This is a genomic window from Hyphomicrobium sp. CS1BSMeth3 (genome assembly GCF_900117415.1).
Classification (GTDB): Bacteria; Pseudomonadota; Alphaproteobacteria; order Rhizobiales; family Hyphomicrobiaceae.
The window spans coordinates 289,714-309,422 of record NZ_FPEI01000002.1; the positions used below are offsets into that span (position 1 = coordinate 289,714).

A 19,709-nucleotide genomic window follows, 5' to 3' on the forward strand; every position below is an offset into this window, starting at 1 on the left:
TCGGGCCTATTCGGCGGCATCCTTGCGCGCGCCGGCATAGCGGCTCTCGGCATCGTAGTAGGCATCGAAACCGACGGTGCGCTTCAGGTCGTCGAAGCTCATGAGCTGGTCCGCGGGATGGCGCTCCGTCTTCATGGCGGCGAGGCTTGTCGCGATCGCGCGCATGGAGGCCGAGAACAGGGTCAGCGGGAAGATCGCGAGATTGAAGCCGAGCTCGCGCAGGCGGCCCATGGGCGGGATCGGTGTCTTGCCGCCCTCGACCATGTTGGCCATGTGGATGCCCGGCGCTTCCTTCGTGATGCGCACCATCTCGGCCTCGGACTGCGGCGCTTCGACGAAGAGGATGTCGGCGCCGGCATCGCGGAAGGCATTGGCGCGCCAGACGGCCTCATCGAGGCTGTCGACACCACGCGCGTCGGTACGCGCCAGGATCAGGATGTCGCCCCCTGCACGCCGCACCTCGTCGCGGGCGTGGGCGGCAGCACGAATGCGATCGACGGCCTCGGCACGGTCGACCACCAGCTTGCCCTTGGTGTGCCCGCAGCGCTTCGGCGCGAGCTGGTCCTCGATCATCACGCACGCCGCGCCGGCCTGGGCATAGCCCCTGACGGTGCGCTCGACGTTGAGCGCGTTACCGTAGCCGGTATCGCCGTCGCCGATGACCGGGATTGGTGTCGCCGCGCAGATGTCGCGAAGCTGGCCAGCCATCTCGGCGTAGGAAATGAGGCCCGTATCGGGAAGCCCGAGGCGGGCCGCCGAGACCGCAAATCCCGACATGAATGTGAACGGAAAACCGGCATCGCCGATCATCTTGGCCGACAGGGCATCCCAGCAGCAGGGCACCATGTGGCAGCGATCCTCCTTCAGGCTCGCACGCAATTTTTCCGCCTTCGAGGCCATGCCCCCGCTTCCTCCTGACCGTCTTCTTTCTGAGCGGCTCGGGCCAACATCGCAGACGCCGGCCAGAGCGGCAAGCCGATGACCGGGGCCGATCTGCCATGCGCCGGCAAGGGTCTCCCGCACCTTGCCTCCCTACCAAGTCGGCCGCTATTGTCCAGACAATCATAACGAACCGGGAGAACGCTCATGGCCTCTGAAAATGCCGCCCCCGAGATCCGTGCCTTCTGGCAGCCGGGATGCACGAGCTGCCTGCGCATGAAGGAATTCCTCCAGCGCCATGGCGTGCCGTTCACCTCGGTGAACGTGCTCGAGGAGAAGGGCGCCATGGAGGAGCTCGCCTCGCTCGGCTACCGGACCGTGCCGATCATCCGTCGCGGCAATGACTCGGCCAACGGCCAGGTGCTGCGGGATGTGGCCCGTGTCGCCGGCATTCCCTATGGCGGCACCAAGATTCATCCGCCGGCAGAGCTGATGCGGCGCCTCAACGAGGTGCAAGGCGCGGCCCGCCGCTTCCTCGCGCAGCTTCCCGACGAGAAGATCAACAACTTCCTGCCGAACCGGCCGCGCACGTACGCGCAGCTCACCTACCACATCTTCAATATCGCCGATGCCTGGCTCGAGCATGAAGTGGATGGCGAGCCGCTCAAGGAAGGCGCTTATAATCGCGTGCCGCCGCCCGAGATGGACAGCAAGGCCAAGATCCTTGCTTACGGCGAAGGCGTGCAGCGCCGCCTCGACGACTGGTGGAAGGCGAAGAGCGCGACGACGAACTTCCAGGACAAGGCCAAGGTCTATTACGGCGACCAGTCGAAGCACGAGTTCTTCGAGAGGACGACGTGGCACTCGGGCCAGCATGTGCGCCAGTACAGGCTTCTCCTGGAGACGCTCGGCATCGCGCCGGATAAGCCGCTTCCCGATTCGATCTGGGAAGGCCTGCCGATGCCGGTGAAGGTCTGGGACGACGAGAAGCCCTTCGTAGCGGCTTGATTCTACTTGCCGCGGGCTGCTGGGAAGAGGCGCTGTCGCATTCCTTCCGCGGTGCTCTGCCCGCGGCGGCCATATCCACAGCGGTCAGGTGGGACCGCGGGCTGCTGGAAAGAGGTGCTGTCGCATTTCCCTCCGCGGTGCTCTGCCCGCGGCGGCCATGCGGACAGCGCGGCGCATGAGGCGCCCTACTTCCCCTTCTCCCCGTTCTGACGGGGAGAAGGTCGGGATGAGGGGCGGCACACATGCCGACGCTCGCGTATGCCGCTGCCCCTCACCCTAGCCCTCTCCCCGCAAGAGCGGGGAGAGGGGATGAGATGGGCGCTTACGACAAAGAAAAAGGCGGCGCACTCAGGGTGCGCCGCCTTCTTGTTTTCAACCGTCTGGCGCGGCTTAGTGCACGCCGTAGATCTCGAGCGTCGCGGCGCCGCGGAAGTTCGGGCGAGCGCGGTACACGAACTCGATGCGGTCGATCACGCGGGCCTCGTTGCCCCTGAGATCGATCGGCTCCGAGCGCTGGCCGGCGCGCAGAACGCGACGGAGCTGGATGTCATCGGGCGGGCCACCACGGCCGTAGAACACCTTCATGTCCAGGATCTCGATGTCGTTATCGAGCGCGCGCAGGGCGATCCGGCGGAAGCGACCTTCCTTGCGACCGACCCGAAGCACATCGCGGTCAACGGCGAAACCGATCTTCTGAGAGCCGAGCAGCTCGACCTGCGGGCCGGGGCCCGGGCCTGGGCCTGGCGGGCCGCGACGCGCTGCGAGCGCCTCGACGCGCAGCCTTGCCTCGCCCTTGAAGTTCAGCCGCGAACGATAGACGAACTCGATCTGCCGCAGAAAGCTCCGGTCACCACGCAGGTCGAGAGTGAAGCTCTGCCGCTGGCGGAGAAGCTGATCGATGCGGAAGTCCTCCGCAAAACCATTGAGGTACACGACCCGCACATTGATCATGTGGATGTCGTTGCCCTCGGCCGTGAAGCGGAGGGTGCTGAACGGCCCCTCGCGGCGGAACCAGTCCTCATTCTGGTTGATCCGCAGCACATCGCGATCGACCAGAAACCCGACGCGCTGCTCGCCCAAGGGCACCCAGCGATCACCGCCCGGCCCGCGCTGCGCCACAGACGGCCCAGCCAACAGCATCAACAGGAGTGCTGCTGCACTCGCAATGCGGAACATTGCCGAACTCCCTTCCTTGCGTTCTTCCCAGGAAATGCGGGCTGGCAGAGCCCGCCGAAAAGCCAAATCATAGAGACCACGCCCGAAGTACAGACGTGCCGGCATCGTGGCCGAGCTCATTGACACGCGTTAGACGACCCCCGCCCCGACGCCGCACCAGTACGGTCCAAATAAGGTTAAGTGGTGTACCACTTAAGTCAACAGGAAGAAGGTCCTTCTAATAATAACATCATAATAGGCCGATCATCCGGCGGATGTCGGCTGGCGTAGCCCCAGCCGCCCGAAGCTCAGCGAGACTCGTATCGCGTGCACTCTTGGCGAGCTTGCGCCCCGCCTCGTCGACGATGAGGCGGTGGTGCGCATAGAGCGGCTCGGGCAGATCGAGCAGCACCTGAAGCAGGCGATGGATGTCGGTCGCCGCGTAGAGATCGCACCCGCGCGTTACGTGCGTGATGCCCTGGCAGGCATCGTCGACAACTACGGACAGGTGATAGCTCGTTGGGACATCCTTGCGCTGGATCACGACGTCACCCCACCGCGCAGGATCACAGAGAATACGCTGCGCGGCCCCCTCCTCATCGAGCTCGACAAAATCGAGCGGCGCGCCATCGAGCCGCTCCGCTGCTATCGCGAGCGCGCGCTTCATGTCGAGACGCATGACGTGCGGCTCCCCGCGCCGGCGTCGCGCGGCAACCTCCTCGGCCGGCATGGCGCGATGCAGGCCGGGATAAAGCGGGGCACCATCAGGATCACGCGGCGCACCTTCGGCGGCGCTCGCCTCGGCAATCTCACGGCGGCTCGCAAAGCAGGGATAGAGAAGGCCAAGCCCGGCGAGCCGATCGGCGGCGGCTTCATAGCGATCGAGATGTTGCGATTGGCGCAGCACCGGCTCCTCCCAGGGTACGCCGAGCCAAGCGAGATCGCGGAAGATCCCCTCGATATGGGCCTCGCTCGAGCGCTCCGGGTCGATATCCTCGATGCGCACGAGAAAACGGCCGCCGAGGCGCTGCGCCCAGGCCCAACCCGTCAGCGCGGAGAGCGCATGGCCAAGATGCAGCGGCCCATTCGGGCTCGGGGCAAAGCGCAGCACCGGGCGGCTCGTCGTCGGCATTCTGCTCGTCTCATCCCTGCTCGAGCCTGCCTGGAAAAACTCCAGCATTCTCCGCCGTTGCCATGCCCGCGGCAGCTACCTACAAAGCCTGCGAACGAGATCGGCCTCAGCGCTCTGCTTCTCGACCATCACAAGCGCGCGGATCATAAGCGCACGCGAGGGCTCCGACATATCATGATCGACCGGACTGGCTTCATCCTCGCCAACACGCGGCTTCTGGCGCCGCCATTGGTGCCGGAGATCCGCCTGCACCTTGCCGAGGAATCTCTTCCGATCTGGCGCAAGACGGAAGAGGAGCTTGGCGAGATGGGGCTGCCGCCGCCGTACTGGGCCTTTGCCTGGGCGGGCGGGCAGGCGCTCGCGCGCTACATTCTCGACAATACCAGCCAGTTTGCAGCAAAGCGCGTCCTCGACATCGGCGCCGGCTCCGGCATCGCGGCCATCGCCGCTGCGAAGGTCGGCGCGGGGCAGGTCACGGCTGCCGACATCGATGCGCTTGCCGTCGCCGCCATGGGCCTCAACGCGACGGCCAATGACGTCGAGATCGCAGCCACAACCGACGACTGGCTGAGCGGCGCGGCGCCGTCGGGCGATATCGTGCTCGTCGGCGATCTCTTCTATGAGCGGCCGCTTGCCAAGCGCGTCATGGCATTCGTCCGCCAGCAGGCCGAAAAGGGCAGCCTCGTACTCGTCGGCGATCCGCGGCGGAGCTATTTTCCGACGGATGATTTCGCGCCTGTCGCGCACTACGAGGTGCCTGTGACGCGCGAGCTCGAGGATGCCGAGATCAAGCGCGCCGCCGTCTGGCAGCTTCGGAAGTGATGGAGGAGGGCAAGGACCATGCACGTCACAGGGATCAGCTACACGGCCGTTCTGGTCGCCGCAGTTGCGAGCTTCATCTTCGGCGGCATCTGGTACGGCATCTTCGCGCGGCAGCGCATGAGCGCCGCGAATGGTGCGGAGCGCGGGCCGCGCGCAGGCGGCCTGACGCCCATGCAGTTCGTCATCACGTTCATTGCGCAGCTCGTCATGGCTTGGATGCTCGCCGGCATCCTGCTCCACGTCACGCGCGGCGGCATTCCCTTGACGATGCGGAATGCACTCATCTCAGCCATCTTGATCTGGGTCGGCTTCGTGATGACGTCGCTGGCTGCGAGCAACGCGCTGCAGGGTACGCGTTTCAGCGTCACGCTCATCGACGGCGGGCATTGGCTCGGCGTGCTGCTGATCCAGAGCGCCGTGCTGGTGGCGATGGCGACCTAGCCGAAGCCGGTCGCCCACCGGAACGCGACTAGAGAGGCTCCCCGCCAAAGGCCGACACGCCGCATGTCACGCGCCGCGCGCGCAGCTCGCCGCACACGCGGTTCGCGGCCGTGGTGCTATCGATCGGCCCGGCGATCAGGCGGTACGCGGGACCGCTGCCGCTCGTCGAAGGCACGAAGCGCGGCTCGTAGCCACCGAGGATCTCCTTGTGCCGATCGGCAAGCAGCATCCAGCTAATGCGAAGGGCATCGACCGACGGACCGGTCGCGATCTGAATGCCCCTCGGTGTTTCGGGTGCGGCGGCCGCCGGCTTGACCTGCGGCGCACTGAACGTGATGCGTTCAGTCTCGCGTGGCGGTGGTGGACGACGCGTCGGAAGCTCGGCAGCCCGCGGAGGCTCCACGATCTGTCCCTCGATCGCGCTACCTGCCCCGTCGCTCGGCCCCCGATTGACGCTGGCTGTCGCGAGCGGCACCCCCTGCTCGCTCACGCGCTGCGCCTCGACGGCCGCTAGGCGCGCCGCAAAAGCCTGCTCCCGCTCATCGCGCGTGGCAATCTGCGTGCGAAGCGCGGTGATCTCACGCTGCAGGCCCTCGACGCCTTGGCGCAGTGCGGCAATGTCCGTGCGCACGCGCTCGTCACCGGCATCACCGGAGCGGCCCTCCACGCCGACGAGCGCCGCGACCTGATCGCCGACCCCTTCGGCAAGGTCTGGGCGAACAGAGAGCATGACAAGATACGTCAGCGCCATGCTCGATAGCACGACCCACACTGCAACATACGGACGCGGCAGACCGCTTCGGCGCCGCGACGATGCATGGCTGGCCGGACTACGTTCCACGATAACCCCCAATACTCCCCCGGAGAGCCTGCCGACCCCTCGGCAAGCCCGCCCCTCACGTAGCCGATCGCAACCCGAGTCGGGGGTGGGGGTCAACGAGGCCCCGGGCAGGATAGGGGGGCGGATTGTGGATTGTGGGCTGATCGATACACTTCGCAGCCGCTGCGTTGCATATCGGCCATTAGCGCGGCGGCCGGCATAAGTTTCAATTCAAATGGAAGTCGCCGGCGGCAATCCGCAGCTCCCGGGGAGAGATCAGCGCTTTGTGGGCCACGGTTATGCGGAAAAGCCGCCCTTCGAGATTGGCCGTCCAGAACCCGAGAAAAGCCATGAGCCGTGGAAAACGCGGGTGGAGATCATACTCCTGCCAAACATAGGTCTGCAGCAGGGAAGGATGATCGGGCAGGCGATAGAGTATTTCTGCCGTCGTCAGACTGAAGCCCTGCAATTGCGCGAGCGCATCACGATCCGCCATGCTCGGCCTCCATATGCCGTCGCTGCCGTCTCACCATCAGAATATCCAGGCCTACGGCGGCCGCAATCCCATTATCCAGGCATTTCAGCGTGTTAGCAGCGGATATTTGTGACTGCTAACACTGCCCGAAGCAGGTCCGCTCGACCCGATTTTACGAGGCCTGCAAACCGGCGAGCCGCCATTTCCGCTTCCGACAGGTCGCCATTCGCCATTGCGCGAGCATGGGTCATTTCGTCGAATGCGAACGTACTAAGACGGCGACAAATGCTCCGCGCGGTGAATGCACGCCGTTCGCATAGAGAGAAACAGCGCGTTACTCCGGGCAGTGATTGTCAATATATCTGTGGCGCCCGCGGCATATCCCATCGCACAACGCGAACCATCGCCAAAAATAACCGCAATTCGTATTGCGTGGCGCCCAAATTAGAAATAGAAAGCGGCAACAACCCGAGTTTCGGCATGACCCCAATCCGCACAAAGGGAGCGCGAGGTAAGAAGATGGCGACCGTGAATTACGATAAGATGCCCCTCAAAGAGCTGCTGGATCACGAGGCTCGGATCGCGAAGGCCATCGTCGCAGCTCGCCGCAACGAATTCAGCAATGCCCGCCAGAAGGTCATCGCGATGGCCGAAAGTCTCGGCTACAAGATCGAGGAGCTGGCTGGCGCGGCGCGTACCGGAAAGCGCGGGAACAGCTCGAAAGTTGCTGTGAAATATCGCAACAAAGACAATCCGGAAGAAACCTGGACGGGCCGTGGTCGCCAGCCGAAATGGCTCGCCGCAAAACTGGCCAAGGGCTCAAAGCTCAGCGATTTCGCCGTCTGAAGTTTGCAAATTGGGGAGTGGGCCAGAGTTTAGCCCACTTGCGATAAATACCTTGAACGTGGCCGCCGGATGATGCGCGTTTCGCGCGGAATCTTCGGCGGCCATTTGCTTTTCGGCCGCCGCTGGCAGCCAAACACTTCTCCGGCCAGACAGGTCCCCTGGAGCGGGCACCGTAGCACCCCGGCATCATCGCCCGGAAAAGCGGCGTTCGCGCCTGAACTCGCGGCAGGAAGCCGGCTATCCGAATGTCATACGAATCACCTATCATCCTAGAGAAAGCAGGGGTTTTTCTGCTTTCCACGATCCGGTCACAGGCCGGGGCGTTGGGTTGGTTGCGTCGCTTACCTGCAGCCGAGGTGGAAACCACCCCTGGCTAGGCAATGAGCGAGGGCATGCTGGCGAGTTACTCGAACAGCGCGACTGAGATCCGGCGGACATGGATGGGGCCGCCCCCGGATCTTCCCCCGTCTCGGACCAAGAAGCCCATCCTCACCAGCCTTCATTGCACCCGATACGACGGAAACTGCCGTCCGACCGAGGCCGTTACGCGCGCGTCGCGTGGCGCCAACCCCGTTCGGGCGTCTGGACTTTCTCGGCAGGGAAAGGTGGGGCTTCGCAACGACGATGGAGTGGCCAATGCCGACACGCCGTCTTCCACATCGCAGTCGCTCGGGTCCGACAACCGGCAAGTCCGGTTGGAACGGGCCCCGAAGCCGTAGGCTTTTCGAGTTCGAAGATCTGCGCTGGCGTGTCAAACCACAGCATCCGCCAACTAGGCCCTAGTCACGTACCCGCCGTTACGACGGCCACAAGTCAAAAGCCGGCCCGTAGGCCGGCTTTTTCTTTTTATGACCGCGGGCTTCGTTGATTTTCTGTACGGCCTAGCGGCCGGCGCGCGGTCGCACGCTCATGAAGCAGGTGCGGAACGGAGGCCCCGCAACGGCGCAGGCTCAGCGCTTCGGCTCGTAGTTGAGCACCGGAGCGAGCCAGCGCTCGACCTCGCCAACTGACCAGCCCTTGCGCCGCGCGTAGTCCTCGACCTGGTCGCGCTCGATACGGCCGACGCCGAAATAGTGGCTGTCCGGGTGCGCGAAATAGAGCCCCGACACGGAGGCGCCAGGCCACATCGCGAAGCTCTCGGTGAGCTTGATGCTGGTGGCCGTCTCGACGTCGAGGAGCTGCCAGATGGTCGCCTTCTCGGTGTGATCGGGCTGGGCGGGATAGCCGGGCGCCGGCCGAATTCCCTGGTAGGATTCGAGGATCAGCTCATCGTTCGACAGCGTCTCGTCCTTGGCATAACCCCAGAACTCGCGCCGCACGCGCTGGTGCATACGCTCGGCGAACGCCTCGGCAAGACGATCGGCCAGCGCCTTCAGCATGATCCGCCCGTAGTCGTCGGTCTTGCTGATGCGTGCATCGAGCGCCGCCTCCTCCCCGATGCCGGCGGTGACTGCGAACGCACCGATGTAGTCCTGCCGGCCGCTGTCCTTCGGCGCGATGAAATCGGCGAGCGCAGTGTGGGCGCGATTGCGGCCGGGATCCCGCGCGATCTGCTGGCGCAGCGTATGGAACACGGCGACCGGCGCGTTGCGGCCGTCCTCGGCATAGACCTCGATATCGTCGCCGACGGCACTCGCAGGCCAGAAGCCGATGACGGCATTGGCCGTCAGCCACTTCTCCTTGACGATGCGATCGAGCATCGCCTTCGCATCGTCGAGCAGCTTGCGCGCCTCGGGACCGAATTTCTTGTCCTCGAGGATCATCGGGTAGCGCCCCTTGAGCTCCCAGGTCTGGAAGAAGGGCGTCCAGTCGATGTAGGGCACGAGCTCGGCGAGATCGTAGGCTTCGAAGCGGGTGGGCCCCATCGCGGCAGGCCGCACGGGATCGAAGCTCGTCCAGTCGACCTCGAACCTGTTCTGCCGCGCCGCGTCGATCGAGATGCGCTGCTTGTTCTGCTCGGAGCGCAGATGCGCCTGCCGCGCCTTGTCGTACTCGGCGCGAATGTCCGCAATGTACGGCGCGCGCTCCGTATCCGACAGGAGCTTGGAGACCACGCCGACGGCGCGGCTCGCATCGAGCACGTGAATGGCCTGGTTGCGCACGTAGTTCGGACTGATCTTGACCGCGGTGTGCACGCGGCTCGTCGTCGCGCCGCCAATCAGCAGCGGCACGTCGAAACCCTCGCGCTCCATCTCAGCCGCGACGGTGCACATTTCATCGAGCGAGGGCGTGATCAGGCCCGAAAGACCGATCACATCCGCGTTCTCCTTCCGCGCCACCTCGAGGATCTTGGCCGCCGGCACCATAACGCCGAGGTCGATAACCTCGTAGTTGTTGCACTGGAGGACGACGCCGACGATGTTCTTGCCGATGTCGTGCACGTCGCCCTTCACCGTCGCCATGACGACCTTGCCCGCAGCGGGTCTGTCGACAAGGCCCGACGCCTCTTTCTCCGCCTGCAGGTAGGGCTGCAGATAAGCGACGGCCTGCTTCATCACGCGCGCCGACTTGACCACCTGCGGCAGGAACATCTTGCCGGCGCCGAACAGGTCACCGACGACGTTCATACCGGCCATGAGCGGCCCTTCGATCACGTGCAGGGGCTTGGCGGCGGCCTGCCGCGCTTCCTCGGTGTCGGCCTCGATGAAATCGGTGATGCCGTGCACGAGCGCGTGCTTGAGGCGCTCCGCGACGTCGCCCTGGCGCCACGTCAGATCGGCTTCCTTGCGCTTAGCGCCATCACCTTTGAAGCGCTGCGCCGCCTCGAGCAGACGGTCGGTGCCATCGGCACGGCGGTTGAGGATCACATCCTCGCAAAGCTCGCGCAGATCCGGGTCGATGTCGTCATAGACGGGAAGCTGGCCGGCATTGACGATGGCCATGTCCATGCCCGCCTTGATGGCGTGGTAGAGGAACACCGAGTGCATGGCCTGGCGCACGGTCTCGTTGCCGCGGAAGGAGAACGAGAGATTGGAGACGCCGCCCGAGATGTGCGCGCGAGGGCAAGCCTCCTTGATCCGGCGCGTCGCCTCGATGAAGGCGACGCCGTAGCCATTGTGCTCGTCGATGCCGGTGGCGACAGCGAAGATGTTCGGATCAAAGACGATGTCCTCAGGCGGGAAGCCGACCTTCTCCGTCAGCAGCTTGTAGGCCCGCGCGCAAATAGCGACCTTGCGCTCGACGGTATCGGCCTGCCCCTGCTCGTCGAAAGCCATGACGACGACTGCCGCGCCGTAGCGAAGCACGCGACGGGCGTGCGCGAAGAAGGCATCCTCGCCTTCCTTGAGGCTGATCGAGTTGACGATCGGTTTACCTTGAACGCACTTGAGGCCCGCTTCGATCACGCTCCACTTGGAGCTGTCGATCATCACCGGCACGCGCGCGATGTCGGGCTCGGAGGCGATCATGTTGAGGAACGTGGTCATGGCCTTCTCGCTGTCGAGAAGACCCTCGTCCATGTTCACGTCGAGGATCTGGGCGCCGCTCTCGACCTGCTCGCGGGCGACGGCGAGCGCGGCTGCGTAGTCGCCGGCCTCGATCAGCTTCCTGAACTTGGCCGAACCGGTGACGTTCGTGCGTTCACCAATATTGATGAAAGTCGCCGCGGTTGCGGGCGCGGACTCTTGAGTTGCAGTGTCCATGATGAGGAGCGGGATCCGCCGATGCTGCATCGAGGCCCGGACCAATTGGCGGTGCGGGCGGGCTGGCGGCTACGTGTATATGAAATCACCGGAAACTCAAGGACAGGGAACGCGGCCAATGGACCGATACGAGTCCGTCACACGGGCGCGCTGAGCCAACCGCGCATCGAAGCGCACAAAAAAGCAGAACGCCCGCTCCGGGGAGGGAGCGAGCGCACTGTTCGGTGATATCTGCTTCTGCCGGCCGCGCAAAATGCCGCTAGGCCAGCCAGAAATCAGCCGCCGCCGGCGCCGGCGCCGGCGGCACCCTTGTTGAGCTCCGTCGAGACGTTGGTGAACACGCTCGTCAGGCTGCCGCTCACCAGGTTGAGCGACGCAATGATGGCAACCGAGATGAGGGCGGCGATCAGGCCGTACTCGATGGCCGTGGCGCCCGACTCGCACTTCGCAAAACGAACGAGGGTCTTCATGACAATTACTCTCCCACTCTGACTAACTCCGCGACCCCGTAGGTCGAAGCCCGCCGTCCATTGTGTACCCGGCTGAACTTGAGGCCACACTACGCCGCCCGAATTAATGACAAGTAAAAATGACATATTTTCGCGAAAGAAATCCACATTGGCAAACAACGCATTAAATCTATGAGCGATGTTCTTTAGTAAACATCACCAATATCCACTCAAATATCATGGATTTTATTTTACACTACATCCTATGATTGGCAGTCACTCCGCGTATATCGTGGTTTATTACCAGTTAATATGATCATACAGAAAGTCATATGCGAGCATTTCGCCCACGCAGCACCCGAGCGGCCTGCTCGCTAGCCTGCCCAGACTGCCCCGGCGCACCAGATCTGCAGGAATGGCGGGCGCGCGCGCCAAGCGGATGCTTGGCCGGCTGCCGGCAGCGTGCTTCCATGCCCATCAAGAGTGCAAGAGCTGCTCGCCGACAGACAGGGAAGGAACGCCTCAATGAAATTGGGAGATGCCATAGCGACGATCCTCAAACAGGAGGGCGTCGAGTACATCATCGGTTATCCCGTCAATCACCTCCTCGAGCACGTAGCGAAGTTCGATATCCGCCCGATCATCGTCCGCCAGGAGCGGGTCGGCCTCCATATGGCCGACGCCGTGAGCCGCGTGACCTCGGGCAAAACCATCGGCATCTTCGCCATGCAGCACGGCCCTGGCACGGAGAACGCCTATGGCGGCGTCGCACAGGCCTGGAGCGAGAGCGTCCCCATCCTCGTGCTGCCCATGGGCTACCCGCGCCGCCTGGCTTGGGTCGAGCGCAACTACAATGCCTCGGTCTCCATGCGCTCCATCACCAAGACCGCCGAGCCGATCACCTCCGCCAAGGAGATCTCGAACATCTTCCGGCGCGCCTTCCAGAACCTGAAGTCAGGGCGCGGCGGCCCGGTGCTCGTCGAAATCCCGACCGACCTCTGGAATGAGGAATTCGATCCCAAGGACTACATTGTGCCGCAGCGGATCCGCACCGGCACCGACCTCTCGGCCGTTGCCGAGGCCGCCAAGATGCTCGTCGCCGCCAAGCGGCCGGTCATCTACGCCGGGCAGGGCGTACACTGGGCCGAAGCCTGGACCGAGCTCAAGGAGCTCGCCGAGCTCCTCGCCATCCCCGTCACGACGAGCCTCGAAGGCAAGAGCGCCTTCCCCGAGACGCATCCTCTGTCACTCGGCTCAGGCGGCCTCGCGATCCCCCAGGCCGTGCGCACATTCCTCGACAAGTCGGACCTCATCTTCGGCATCGGCTGCTCGTTCACCGAGACGAGCTTCGGCGTGAAGATGCCGGCCGGCGCGCGCATCATCCAGGCGACGCTCGATCCCGGCGACATCAACAAGGACGTGCCCGTCGTGCTCGGCATTGCGGGTGACGCCAAGATCGTGCTCGAGGCCATGCTTGCGGAAGTGCGCAAGCTCCACGGCAACAAGCCAAAGGATGCGAAGGCCGTCGCCAAGGAGATCAGCGACACGAACGAGCCCTGGCTTGCGAAGTGGATGCCGAAGCTCACCAGCAACGACGCGCCGCTCAATCCTTATCGCGTGCTCTGGGAGCTGCAGAAGACCGTCGATGTCGCGAACACCATCATCACGCACGACGCCGGCAGCCCGCGCGACCAGCTCTCGCCCTTCTGGAAGGCGATCACGCCGCTCTCCTACATCGGATGGGGCAAGACCACCCAGCTCGGCGCCGGCCTCGGCTTCGCGATGGGCGCAAAGCTCGCCAAGCCCGATAAGCTCTGCATCAATGTGTGGGGCGATGCGGCCATCGGCTTCACGGGCATGGACTTCGAGACTGCGGTGCGCGAACGCATCCCGATCCTTTCGATCCTGCTCAACAACTTCTCGATGGCGATCGAGCTCAAGGTGATGCCGGTCTCGACCGAGAAGTACCGCGCGACGGACATCTCCGGCGACTACGCGGCCATGGCCCGCGCCTTCGGCGGCTACGGCGAGCGGGTGGAGAAGCCGGGCGACATCGTCGCCGCCATCAAGCGTGGCGTTGCCGCCACCGAGAAGGGCCAGCCGGCGCTGCTCGAGTTCATCACGTCTAAAGAAGTCGAGGTCTCGCGGCTTTGATTTCTTTTTGCCGCGGGCTGCCGGGAAGGGGTGCTATCGCCTCCTACCGTGGTGCCATGCCCGCGGCGGCCACACGGACAGGTCCGCACTCGGGGCCGCGGGCTGCTGGGAAGAGGCGCTTCGCAACCCTTCCGCAATGCTATGCCCGCGGCGGCCAGACCGCGGGCTCATAGTTTGCTGCCGCGAGCTGCTGGGAAGAGGTGCTTTCGCCTCCCCTCTTGATGCCGTGCCCGCGGCGGACTTGCGGGCAGCTTGGCATTAGCCGCTGCGGGCGTTACTGCCGCGGCACGCTTGACGTGGTGATACGCGAGCGCTCCTGCTCATGAGCCACCTCGGCCGCGATGGCCTCGCGGATCAACACATCGGGATCCGCCTCGGCCACGGGAGCAGCAGGCACCCGCGGCCGGGCAGCAACGGCGCGAACGGGCGGAAGCTCGTTGCGCGCAACGGCCTGCTGCGGGGCCGGCATTGTACGCTCGGCCGTCGGCGCAGGCGCGACCACTCGCTGAGCGGCCGGCGCGGCGGACGCCACGTTCGCGGGCGCTGGCCGCGCTGCAATCGACACCGGTGCGGCCGCCGGCGGCAGCGGCTGGTCATATCCCATGGCCACCCGCGTCGCCTCCTCCTTCTTTCCCTGGAGCTGCAGGACCAGAGCGAGGTTCTGGCGCACGCGCGGATCGGCGCCCGTGCTGGCATTGGCCTGCCTCAGCATAGGCTCGGCCTGCGTTGCCTGCCCGTCCATGGTGTAGACGAGCGCGAGGTTGTTGATCACGCTCGGCTGGTTCGGCGCCAGGGCGCGCGCGCGCTCAAGGAACGGGACCGCCGCCTTGTAGTGCCCCTGCTGGGCAAGCGCGACGCCACGCGCTGAGAGAACGCGCCAGTCCGGCTTCGCAGGGTCGTCGGCCCGTTCCAGAAGCTGCTGCGCCATCGGGGCGTGGCCCTGATCCAGCGCCAGTCGTCCGAACTCCGAAAGGTACTCGCGATCCTGCGCATTATAGAGGTAGGACGACTGGAGCACCGCGAACGCCTCTGCCTTGCGATCGAGCGCCTTCAGGCTGCGGGCGTAGTTGAGCGCGGCCTTCCCGTTGCGCGGCTGGCCGGCATGCGCCTTGCCCCAATGCTCGGCGGCCTTCTCGGCTTCGGAACGCGGCACCTCAGCACCCGCGACCTTGGAGGTTCCAGGGACTTCAGGCTCGCTCGTGAGCAGACCGCTCGATTGTGAGCAGGCTCCCAGTGACAGCGCCAGCCCGGCGACCAGCGCCACCCGCGCCGCTGACGCGCGCGCCCGCAACGACAACCCGTACGTCATCGAAATTCATGCTCCCTGCCCAAGCCCGCGCATCGACCCCGCACGGACCGCCCTGGCGCGATATTTCGGCACAGCCGTCAATAAACATTTAAAGGATTCGGAGCACAACTGGAGGTTTAAATATAGAAGGGGATACACGCCATTGAGACGTCCCGAGAGCATCGAGAAATGCTCTTTGTCATCAATGTGCTAAATGCGCCAACCCGAGTGAATGGCAGCAACGCCGCCCGTCAGGTTGCGGACGCTGATATTTGCAAATCCGGCCGCCTTCACCAGCTCCGCAAAAGCTTGCTGATTCGGGAAATTGCGAATGCTCTCGACGAGATAGCGATAGGGCTCAGCAGCTCCGGCAGCGAGGGCGCCGAGGCGGGGAATGACCTCGAACGAGTGGAAATCATAGAGCTTGTCGAGGATCGGCACGTCGACGTGCGAGAACTCGAGACAGAGGAAGTGCCCGCCCGGCTTCAGCACACGATAGGCTTCCGCCAGCGCCCGATCGATGTGCGTGACGTTCCGAATGCCGAACGCGATCGTATAGGCGTCGAACGACCGGTCGGCGAAGGGGAGCGCCTCGGCATTGCCAAGGACAGTCCCGATGCGCTCCGCGTAGCCGGCTTCGGCGATCTTGCGCTTCCCAACGGCCAGCATTTCGGGACTGATGTCGCACACGACCGCGCTGACGCCCGTCCCGCCCGCCGCCAGGGCCTTGAGCGCAATGTCGGCCGTACCACCCGCCACGTCGATGAGCCGGAAGGGCGTCGCACTCTTGGGCGGATTGAGGCGGACGATGAGGTCGTCCTTCCAGAGCCGATGCAGGCCCCCAGACATGAGGTCGTTCATGAGGTCGTAGCGCTCGGCGACGCCACTGAAGACCTCGTTCACGAGCCCCTGCCGTTCGCCCTCCGCGACCTCGCGGAAGCCGAAGGTGGTGCGCGCCGCGTCAGTTGATTTCTCTTGAGGGCCGTTCATCCGCGGGACACTAGCGCCGCAGCGCGGGCCGCGATAGCCACTAAACCGCCGCGGCCCGCACGCTGCTCAGGTCTCGCGCGGGCCCTGCATTAGGCGCAGCGCATTCTCGATCCGGCGCCAGTCCGAGGCCCCGGCTTTGTCGCCGGACTGCTCACAGTCCTTGGCCTTCTTGTTGGCCTCGACGATCGCCCGTGCGCCGTGGGCTTCAAAAAGCATGCGCGCTTGCGTCTGAATCTCGACTGCCTGCATTCGGGTATCTCCTCACGCTGTTTCTTTCCGATGCATTCCAGTCCCCAACACCCAAAGTTGCATATGGAGCCTGCGCGGGATGTTTCAACCGCAGGGCGCGCTAGTGTGATGATCGAGAAATTCGCTACCCCTCGCGGCACGGTATCGAGCGAATTTCTCGATCTGAATCACACTAGCAAGCCTATGATTCTAGTGTCCCTTTTGATTCCGAAGTTCGCTCGGGACGCCAGCATCGAGGTCATGCGAACTTACGGATAGGGACACTAGCAGCAAGCCTCGCGCCCGTGCGCTGAGTGGGCTAGAAGAGGCGGTCTCATTGCTCCAAAGGAGTGCTGCTCCATGAAGCTCGCCGTGGCCCAGGGCATGGTCGAAGCCGCCCGCGCTCACGCCCGCCAGAAGGGCATGAACCCGCTCGTGATCGTCGTTCTCGATGCGCGCGGCGTGCTGAAGGTCGGTATTGCCGAGGATGGCACGAGCCTCCGGCGCGCCGACGTAGCCACGGGAAAGGCGCACGGCGCACTCGCCATGGGGCTCGGCTCGCGCACACTGCACACCCGCGCGCAGAACCAGCCCTATTTCATCGCGGCCGTAACGCACGCCGTTGGCGGCTCGCTCGTGCCTGTGCCCGGCGGCGTTCTCATCCGCACGAAAGAGGGCGAGCTTCTCGGCGCCATCGGCATCTCCGGCGACAGCTCCGACAATGACGAGGAAGCCGCCATGGCGGGGATCGCCGCTGTCGACCTCGTCGGCGATCCAGGAAGCTGAACCGCACATGCCCGAGCTGCCCGAAGTCGAAACCATCCGGCGCGGCCTCGAGCCCGTGCTCGTCGGCCAGCGTATTGCCCGCGTCGAGCAGCGCCGCGCGGATCTGCGTTTTCCTTTTCCGGAGAACTTCGGCAAGCGGCTCACGGGCCGCACGGTCGTCACGCTTCAGCGGCGCGCCAAATACCTCCTCGTGCATCTCGACGACGGCACGGTGCTCATCATCCATCTCGGCATGAGCGGGCGTATCAGCATCACAGGCCAGGGCCAACTCGGCGAGTTCACGCACAATCAAGGCAACCGCAACATCCACGATCATGTCGTGCTGCGCCTCGGGAGCGGCACCGAGATCGTCTACAACGACCCGCGTCGCTTCGGTCTCATGGATCTTGCGAGCGCCACCACGCTCGACACGCATCCCCTGCTTGCGGGCATCGGCATCGAGCCCCTCGGCCCGGACCTCACGCCCGAGTACCTTGCTCGCCATGCGGCCGGCCGCCGCAGCGACCTCAAGAGCTTCCTGCTCGACCAGCGCATCATTGCAGGGCTCGGTAACATTTATGTTTGCGAGGCCCTTTTCCGCACGCACCTGAAGCCCTCGCGCGCCGCGGCCTGTCTCGCAACGCCGACCGGCAAGCCGAATGCGCGCACCAGCGCCCTCATTCCGCTTATCAAGGCCGTTCTTGCCGACGCGATCGAAGCCGGCGGCTCGACGCTGCGCGACTATGCGCAGGCCGATGGTTCGCTCGGCTATTTTCAGCACAGCTTCCAGGTCTATGGGCGCGAAGGAGAGCCTTGCCTGACGCCGACCTGCCGGGGCATGGTGCGCCGCACTGTCCAGGGCGGACGCTCGACATTCTTTTGTCCCGTCTGCCAACGCTGACCACAATCGCGAGCGCCGACGCGCCGTACCAAATCACCGAGAGAAGAGGAAGCTCCCATGGCCTACACGAACATCATGGTCGAGACGCGCGGCAAGGTCGGCCTTATCACGCTCAATCGGCCGAATGCGCTCAACGCACTCAACGCCGCGCTGATCTCGGAGCTCTCTCACGCCATCGACGGCTTCGAGGCCGATGACAACATCGGCTGCATGGTCCTCACCGGCAGCGAGAAAGCCTTCGCCGCCGGCGCCGACATCAAGGAGATGCAGTCCAAGACCTACATGTCCGCCTACAAGGAGGACTTCATTGGGAGCTGGGATCGCGTCGCGCGTGCGAGGAAGCCCGTCGTCGCCGCGGTCGCCGGCTATGCTCTCGGCGGCGGCTGCGAGCTCGCCATGATGTGCGACTTCATCATTGCCGCCGACACCGCGAAGTTCGGCCAGCCCGAGATCAACCTCGGCGTCATGCCGGGTGCGGGCGGCACGCAGCGCCTCGCCCGCTTCGTCGGCAAGGCCAAGGCCATGGACATGTGCCTCACGGGCCGGATGATGGACGCCGACGAGGCCAACAAGTGCGGGCTCGTGAGCCGCGTCGTCCCGGCCGACAAGCTCATCGACGAAGCCCTCAAGGTGGCCGATGTCATCGCCGGCAAATCGACTGTGATCGCCATGATGACCAAAGAATCCGTCAACCGGGCCTTCGAAACCACCCTCGGCGAGGGCATCCGCTTCGAGCGCCGGGTCTTCCACGCCATGTTCGCGACCGAGGATCAGAAAGAGGGCATGACCGCTTTCGTTGAAAAGCGTAAACCCAACTTCAAGAATGCTTGAGCGGCGCTTATCCCTGGAATTCCACGCTTTTTTGCACGCTGCACTGCGAGATTTCCAGGCAAGCCGCCGTTCAATCCTGCAGAAGGCACTTGCAAGGCCGTCCAAGGCTCGCTATCTTGTGATCGCTCATGATCATCTCAACTCTGAGAGTGGGCCCGCAGGGTCCGCTCTTTTTGTTTTTGTAGCTCTGATCTGGCATTATCGGAAATCGTCATCGGGCACGGATGGAGCGCTTGAGCGGTCCGGCTGAAGAAGCACGTTTTGTTGTCGAGAACGGTGTAGCGGCGCGCGTGGCAAGCCTCATTGAGCCGGTTCTCGAAAGCATGGGCTATCGCCTCGTGCAGGTTCGCCAGATGGGCGGCACCGACGCCATTCTCGAGATCATGGCCGAGCGCTTGGACGGAACGATGACGGTCGAGGATTGCGAGGCTGTCTCGCACGCGATATCGCCGCTGCTCGACGTTCACGATCCCGTCGAGGGCAGCTACCGGCTCCAGATTTCCTCGCCCGGCATTGACCGTCCGCTGGTCCGCCCCGCTGACTTCGAGCGCTGGGCCGGCTATGAGGCCAAGATCGAGCTGAAGGAACCGGTCTCGGGGCGCAAGCGCTTCCGGGGACCGATCGAGGGATTTGCCGACGGCGAGGCGCGCATCGAGATCGAGGTGCCGGACGCCGGCCGACAGATCGTCGGGCTGCCGCTCGCGCTCATCGGCTCGGCGAAGCTCGTGCTGACCGACGAGCTGGTACGGGACACGCTCCGGCGCGCCAAAGGGAATGACACGACGGCCGAAAAGACCGACAAGCCGGCCCGGAAAGATGCACGAAGCAAAGACGCACGAAAAGATTCGAGACGAACTGACGTCACCAAAGTGAAGTGAAGGGTG

The 19,709-nt window shown here is 64.4% G+C and carries 19 protein-coding genes; 9 read left to right on the forward strand and 10 right to left on the reverse strand.

Annotated elements, in window-relative coordinates; genetic code table 11:
* Positions 1 to 6: 6 nt before the first annotated feature.
* On the reverse strand, positions 7 to 900 hold the full coding sequence (locus CS1BSM3_RS01375) for an isocitrate lyase/PEP mutase family protein (protein ID WP_072385160.1): 894 nt from the start codon (positions 898 to 900) through the stop codon (positions 7 to 9).
* Positions 901 to 1,086: 186 nt separating this feature from the next.
* Here CS1BSM3_RS01375 and CS1BSM3_RS01380 point away from each other — a divergent pair, with 186 nt between their 5' ends.
* Entirely contained in the window at positions 1,087 to 1,887 is an 801-nt protein-coding gene (locus CS1BSM3_RS01380; RefSeq protein ID WP_072385161.1) for a glutaredoxin domain-containing protein, read from the forward strand.
* Between the two features lie 390 nt (positions 1,888 to 2,277).
* Here the strand turns inward: CS1BSM3_RS01380 and CS1BSM3_RS01385 are convergent, their stop codons facing one another.
* Positions 2,278 to 3,063 carry a hypothetical protein gene (locus CS1BSM3_RS01385; RefSeq protein ID WP_072385162.1) on the reverse strand — a complete coding sequence of 262 codons (786 nt, stop codon included), beginning with the start codon at positions 3,061 to 3,063 and terminating at the stop codon, positions 2,278 to 2,280.
* Between the two features lie 229 nt (positions 3,064 to 3,292).
* Positions 3,293 to 4,174 carry a tRNA glutamyl-Q(34) synthetase GluQRS gene (gene gluQRS, locus CS1BSM3_RS01390; protein ID WP_072385163.1) on the reverse strand — a complete coding sequence of 294 codons (882 nt, stop codon included), beginning with the start codon at positions 4,172 to 4,174 and terminating at the stop codon, positions 3,293 to 3,295.
* A gap of 174 nt (positions 4,175 to 4,348) precedes the next feature.
* On the opposite strand from gluQRS, the gene CS1BSM3_RS01395 reads away from it, so the two are divergent.
* Positions 4,349 to 4,996: a class I SAM-dependent methyltransferase gene (locus CS1BSM3_RS01395; protein ID WP_072385164.1), complete on the forward strand. Its 648-nt coding sequence runs from the start codon at positions 4,349 to 4,351 to the stop codon at positions 4,994 to 4,996.
* Between the two features lie 18 nt (positions 4,997 to 5,014).
* Positions 5,015 to 5,437, forward strand: a complete 423-nt coding sequence (locus CS1BSM3_RS01400) for a DUF1761 domain-containing protein (protein WP_072385165.1) — start codon at positions 5,015 to 5,017, stop codon at positions 5,435 to 5,437.
* 28 nt (positions 5,438 to 5,465) lie between these two features.
* On the opposite strand, the gene CS1BSM3_RS01405 is transcribed toward CS1BSM3_RS01400, so the two are convergent.
* The gene (locus CS1BSM3_RS01405; RefSeq protein ID WP_174263593.1) at positions 5,466 to 6,278 is read right to left on the reverse strand and encodes an SPOR domain-containing protein; all 813 of its coding nucleotides are present in this window, start codon (positions 6,276 to 6,278) and stop codon (positions 5,466 to 5,468) included.
* Positions 6,279 to 6,483: 205 nt separating this feature from the next.
* Entirely contained in the window at positions 6,484 to 6,753 is a 270-nt protein-coding gene (locus CS1BSM3_RS01410) for an usg protein (protein WP_072385167.1), read from the reverse strand.
* A 498-nt stretch (positions 6,754 to 7,251) separates the two neighbouring features.
* Between CS1BSM3_RS01410 and CS1BSM3_RS01415 the strand changes: the two genes are divergently transcribed.
* Positions 7,252 to 7,578: an H-NS histone family protein gene (locus CS1BSM3_RS01415; protein ID WP_072385168.1), complete on the forward strand. Its 327-nt coding sequence runs from the start codon at positions 7,252 to 7,254 to the stop codon at positions 7,576 to 7,578.
* 950 nt (positions 7,579 to 8,528) lie between these two features.
* Here the strand turns inward: CS1BSM3_RS01415 and metH are convergent.
* Together metH and CS1BSM3_RS01425 are read right to left on the reverse strand one after the other, a co-directional pair.
* A complete protein-coding gene (gene metH, locus CS1BSM3_RS01420; protein ID WP_083528133.1) occupies positions 8,529 to 11,249 on the reverse strand; it encodes a methionine synthase in 2,721 nt (906 codons plus the stop codon).
* Between the two features lie 245 nt (positions 11,250 to 11,494).
* Positions 11,495 to 11,689, reverse strand: coding sequence for a Flp family type IVb pilin (locus CS1BSM3_RS01425; protein WP_072385169.1), 195 nt, complete (start codon positions 11,687 to 11,689; stop codon positions 11,495 to 11,497).
* Between the two features lie 462 nt (positions 11,690 to 12,151).
* On the opposite strand from CS1BSM3_RS01425, the gene CS1BSM3_RS01430 reads away from it, so the two are divergent.
* Complete coding sequence (locus CS1BSM3_RS01430) at positions 12,152 to 13,822, forward strand: thiamine pyrophosphate-requiring protein (RefSeq protein ID WP_280174702.1); 1,671 nt, start codon at positions 12,152 to 12,154, stop codon at positions 13,820 to 13,822.
* A 274-nt stretch (positions 13,823 to 14,096) separates the two neighbouring features.
* On the opposite strand, the gene CS1BSM3_RS01435 is transcribed toward CS1BSM3_RS01430, so the two are convergent.
* The 3 genes from CS1BSM3_RS01435 to CS1BSM3_RS01445 all read right to left on the reverse strand — a co-directional run bounded on the left by CS1BSM3_RS01435 (position 14,097) and on the right by CS1BSM3_RS01445 (position 16,349).
* Positions 14,097 to 15,131 carry a tetratricopeptide repeat protein gene (locus CS1BSM3_RS01435; protein ID WP_083528134.1) on the reverse strand — a complete coding sequence of 345 codons (1,035 nt, stop codon included), beginning with the start codon at positions 15,129 to 15,131 and terminating at the stop codon, positions 14,097 to 14,099.
* A gap of 189 nt (positions 15,132 to 15,320) precedes the next feature.
* Positions 15,321 to 16,100 (reverse strand): bifunctional demethylmenaquinone methyltransferase/2-methoxy-6-polyprenyl-1,4-benzoquinol methylase UbiE, encoded by a 780-nt coding sequence (gene ubiE, locus CS1BSM3_RS01440; protein ID WP_072385172.1) that lies wholly within the window; start codon positions 16,098 to 16,100, stop codon positions 15,321 to 15,323.
* 66 nt (positions 16,101 to 16,166) lie between these two features.
* Entirely contained in the window at positions 16,167 to 16,349 is a 183-nt protein-coding gene (locus CS1BSM3_RS01445) for a hypothetical protein (protein WP_072385173.1), read from the reverse strand.
* 339 nt (positions 16,350 to 16,688) lie between these two features.
* Between CS1BSM3_RS01445 and CS1BSM3_RS01450 the strand changes: the two genes are divergently transcribed.
* The 4 genes from CS1BSM3_RS01450 (at position 16,689) to rimP (ending at position 19,703) form a co-directional block, all read left to right on the forward strand.
* A complete protein-coding gene (locus tag CS1BSM3_RS01450; RefSeq protein WP_072385174.1) occupies positions 16,689 to 17,114 on the forward strand; it encodes a GlcG/HbpS family heme-binding protein in 426 nt (141 codons plus the stop codon).
* A gap of 7 nt (positions 17,115 to 17,121) precedes the next feature.
* Positions 17,122 to 17,994: a bifunctional DNA-formamidopyrimidine glycosylase/DNA-(apurinic or apyrimidinic site) lyase gene (gene mutM, locus CS1BSM3_RS01455; protein WP_072385175.1), complete on the forward strand. Its 873-nt coding sequence runs from the start codon at positions 17,122 to 17,124 to the stop codon at positions 17,992 to 17,994.
* Between the two features lie 57 nt (positions 17,995 to 18,051).
* Positions 18,052 to 18,825 carry an enoyl-CoA hydratase gene (locus CS1BSM3_RS01460; RefSeq protein ID WP_072385176.1) on the forward strand — a complete coding sequence of 258 codons (774 nt, stop codon included), beginning with the start codon at positions 18,052 to 18,054 and terminating at the stop codon, positions 18,823 to 18,825.
* A 224-nt stretch (positions 18,826 to 19,049) separates the two neighbouring features.
* Positions 19,050 to 19,703, forward strand: coding sequence for a ribosome maturation factor RimP (gene rimP / locus CS1BSM3_RS01465; RefSeq protein WP_072385177.1), 654 nt, complete (start codon positions 19,050 to 19,052; stop codon positions 19,701 to 19,703).
* The last annotated feature ends 6 nt before the right edge of the window (positions 19,704 to 19,709 follow it).

Bases quoted from the DNA above. Each gene is read 5' to 3' on its own strand.
- gluQRS (WP_072385163.1), bottom strand. From the start codon at position 4,174: ATGCCGACGACGAGCCGCCCGGTGCTGCGCTTTGCCCCGAGCCCGAAT.
- metH (WP_083528133.1), bottom strand. From the start codon at position 11,249: ATGCAGCATCGGCGGATCCCGCTCCTCATCATGGACACTGCAACTCAA.
- CS1BSM3_RS01395 (WP_072385164.1), top strand. From the start codon at position 4,349: ATGATCGACCGGACTGGCTTCATCCTCGCCAACACGCGGCTTCTGGCG.
- CS1BSM3_RS01425 (WP_072385169.1), bottom strand. From the start codon at position 11,689: ATGAAGACCCTCGTTCGTTTTGCGAAGTGCGAGTCGGGCGCCACGGCC.
- CS1BSM3_RS01435 (WP_083528134.1), bottom strand. From the start codon at position 15,131: ATGACGTACGGGTTGTCGTTGCGGGCGCGCGCGTCAGCGGCGCGGGTG.
- CS1BSM3_RS01410 (WP_072385167.1), bottom strand. From the start codon at position 6,753: ATGGCGGATCGTGATGCGCTCGCGCAATTGCAGGGCTTCAGTCTGACG.
- CS1BSM3_RS01375 (WP_072385160.1), bottom strand. From the start codon at position 900: ATGGCCTCGAAGGCGGAAAAATTGCGTGCGAGCCTGAAGGAGGATCGC.
- CS1BSM3_RS01400 (WP_072385165.1), top strand. From the start codon at position 5,015: ATGCACGTCACAGGGATCAGCTACACGGCCGTTCTGGTCGCCGCAGTT.
- CS1BSM3_RS01385 (WP_072385162.1), bottom strand. From the start codon at position 3,063: ATGTTCCGCATTGCGAGTGCAGCAGCACTCCTGTTGATGCTGTTGGCT.
- CS1BSM3_RS01460 (WP_072385176.1), top strand. From the start codon at position 18,052: ATGGCCTACACGAACATCATGGTCGAGACGCGCGGCAAGGTCGGCCTT.
- CS1BSM3_RS01415 (WP_072385168.1), top strand. From the start codon at position 7,252: ATGGCGACCGTGAATTACGATAAGATGCCCCTCAAAGAGCTGCTGGAT.
- CS1BSM3_RS01445 (WP_072385173.1), bottom strand. From the start codon at position 16,349: ATGCAGGCAGTCGAGATTCAGACGCAAGCGCGCATGCTTTTTGAAGCC.
- CS1BSM3_RS01450 (WP_072385174.1), top strand. From the start codon at position 16,689: ATGAAGCTCGCCGTGGCCCAGGGCATGGTCGAAGCCGCCCGCGCTCAC.
- mutM (WP_072385175.1), top strand. From the start codon at position 17,122: ATGCCCGAGCTGCCCGAAGTCGAAACCATCCGGCGCGGCCTCGAGCCC.
- CS1BSM3_RS01380 (WP_072385161.1), top strand. From the start codon at position 1,087: ATGGCCTCTGAAAATGCCGCCCCCGAGATCCGTGCCTTCTGGCAGCCG.
- rimP (WP_072385177.1), top strand. From the start codon at position 19,050: ATGGAGCGCTTGAGCGGTCCGGCTGAAGAAGCACGTTTTGTTGTCGAG.
- ubiE (WP_072385172.1), bottom strand. From the start codon at position 16,100: ATGAACGGCCCTCAAGAGAAATCAACTGACGCGGCGCGCACCACCTTC.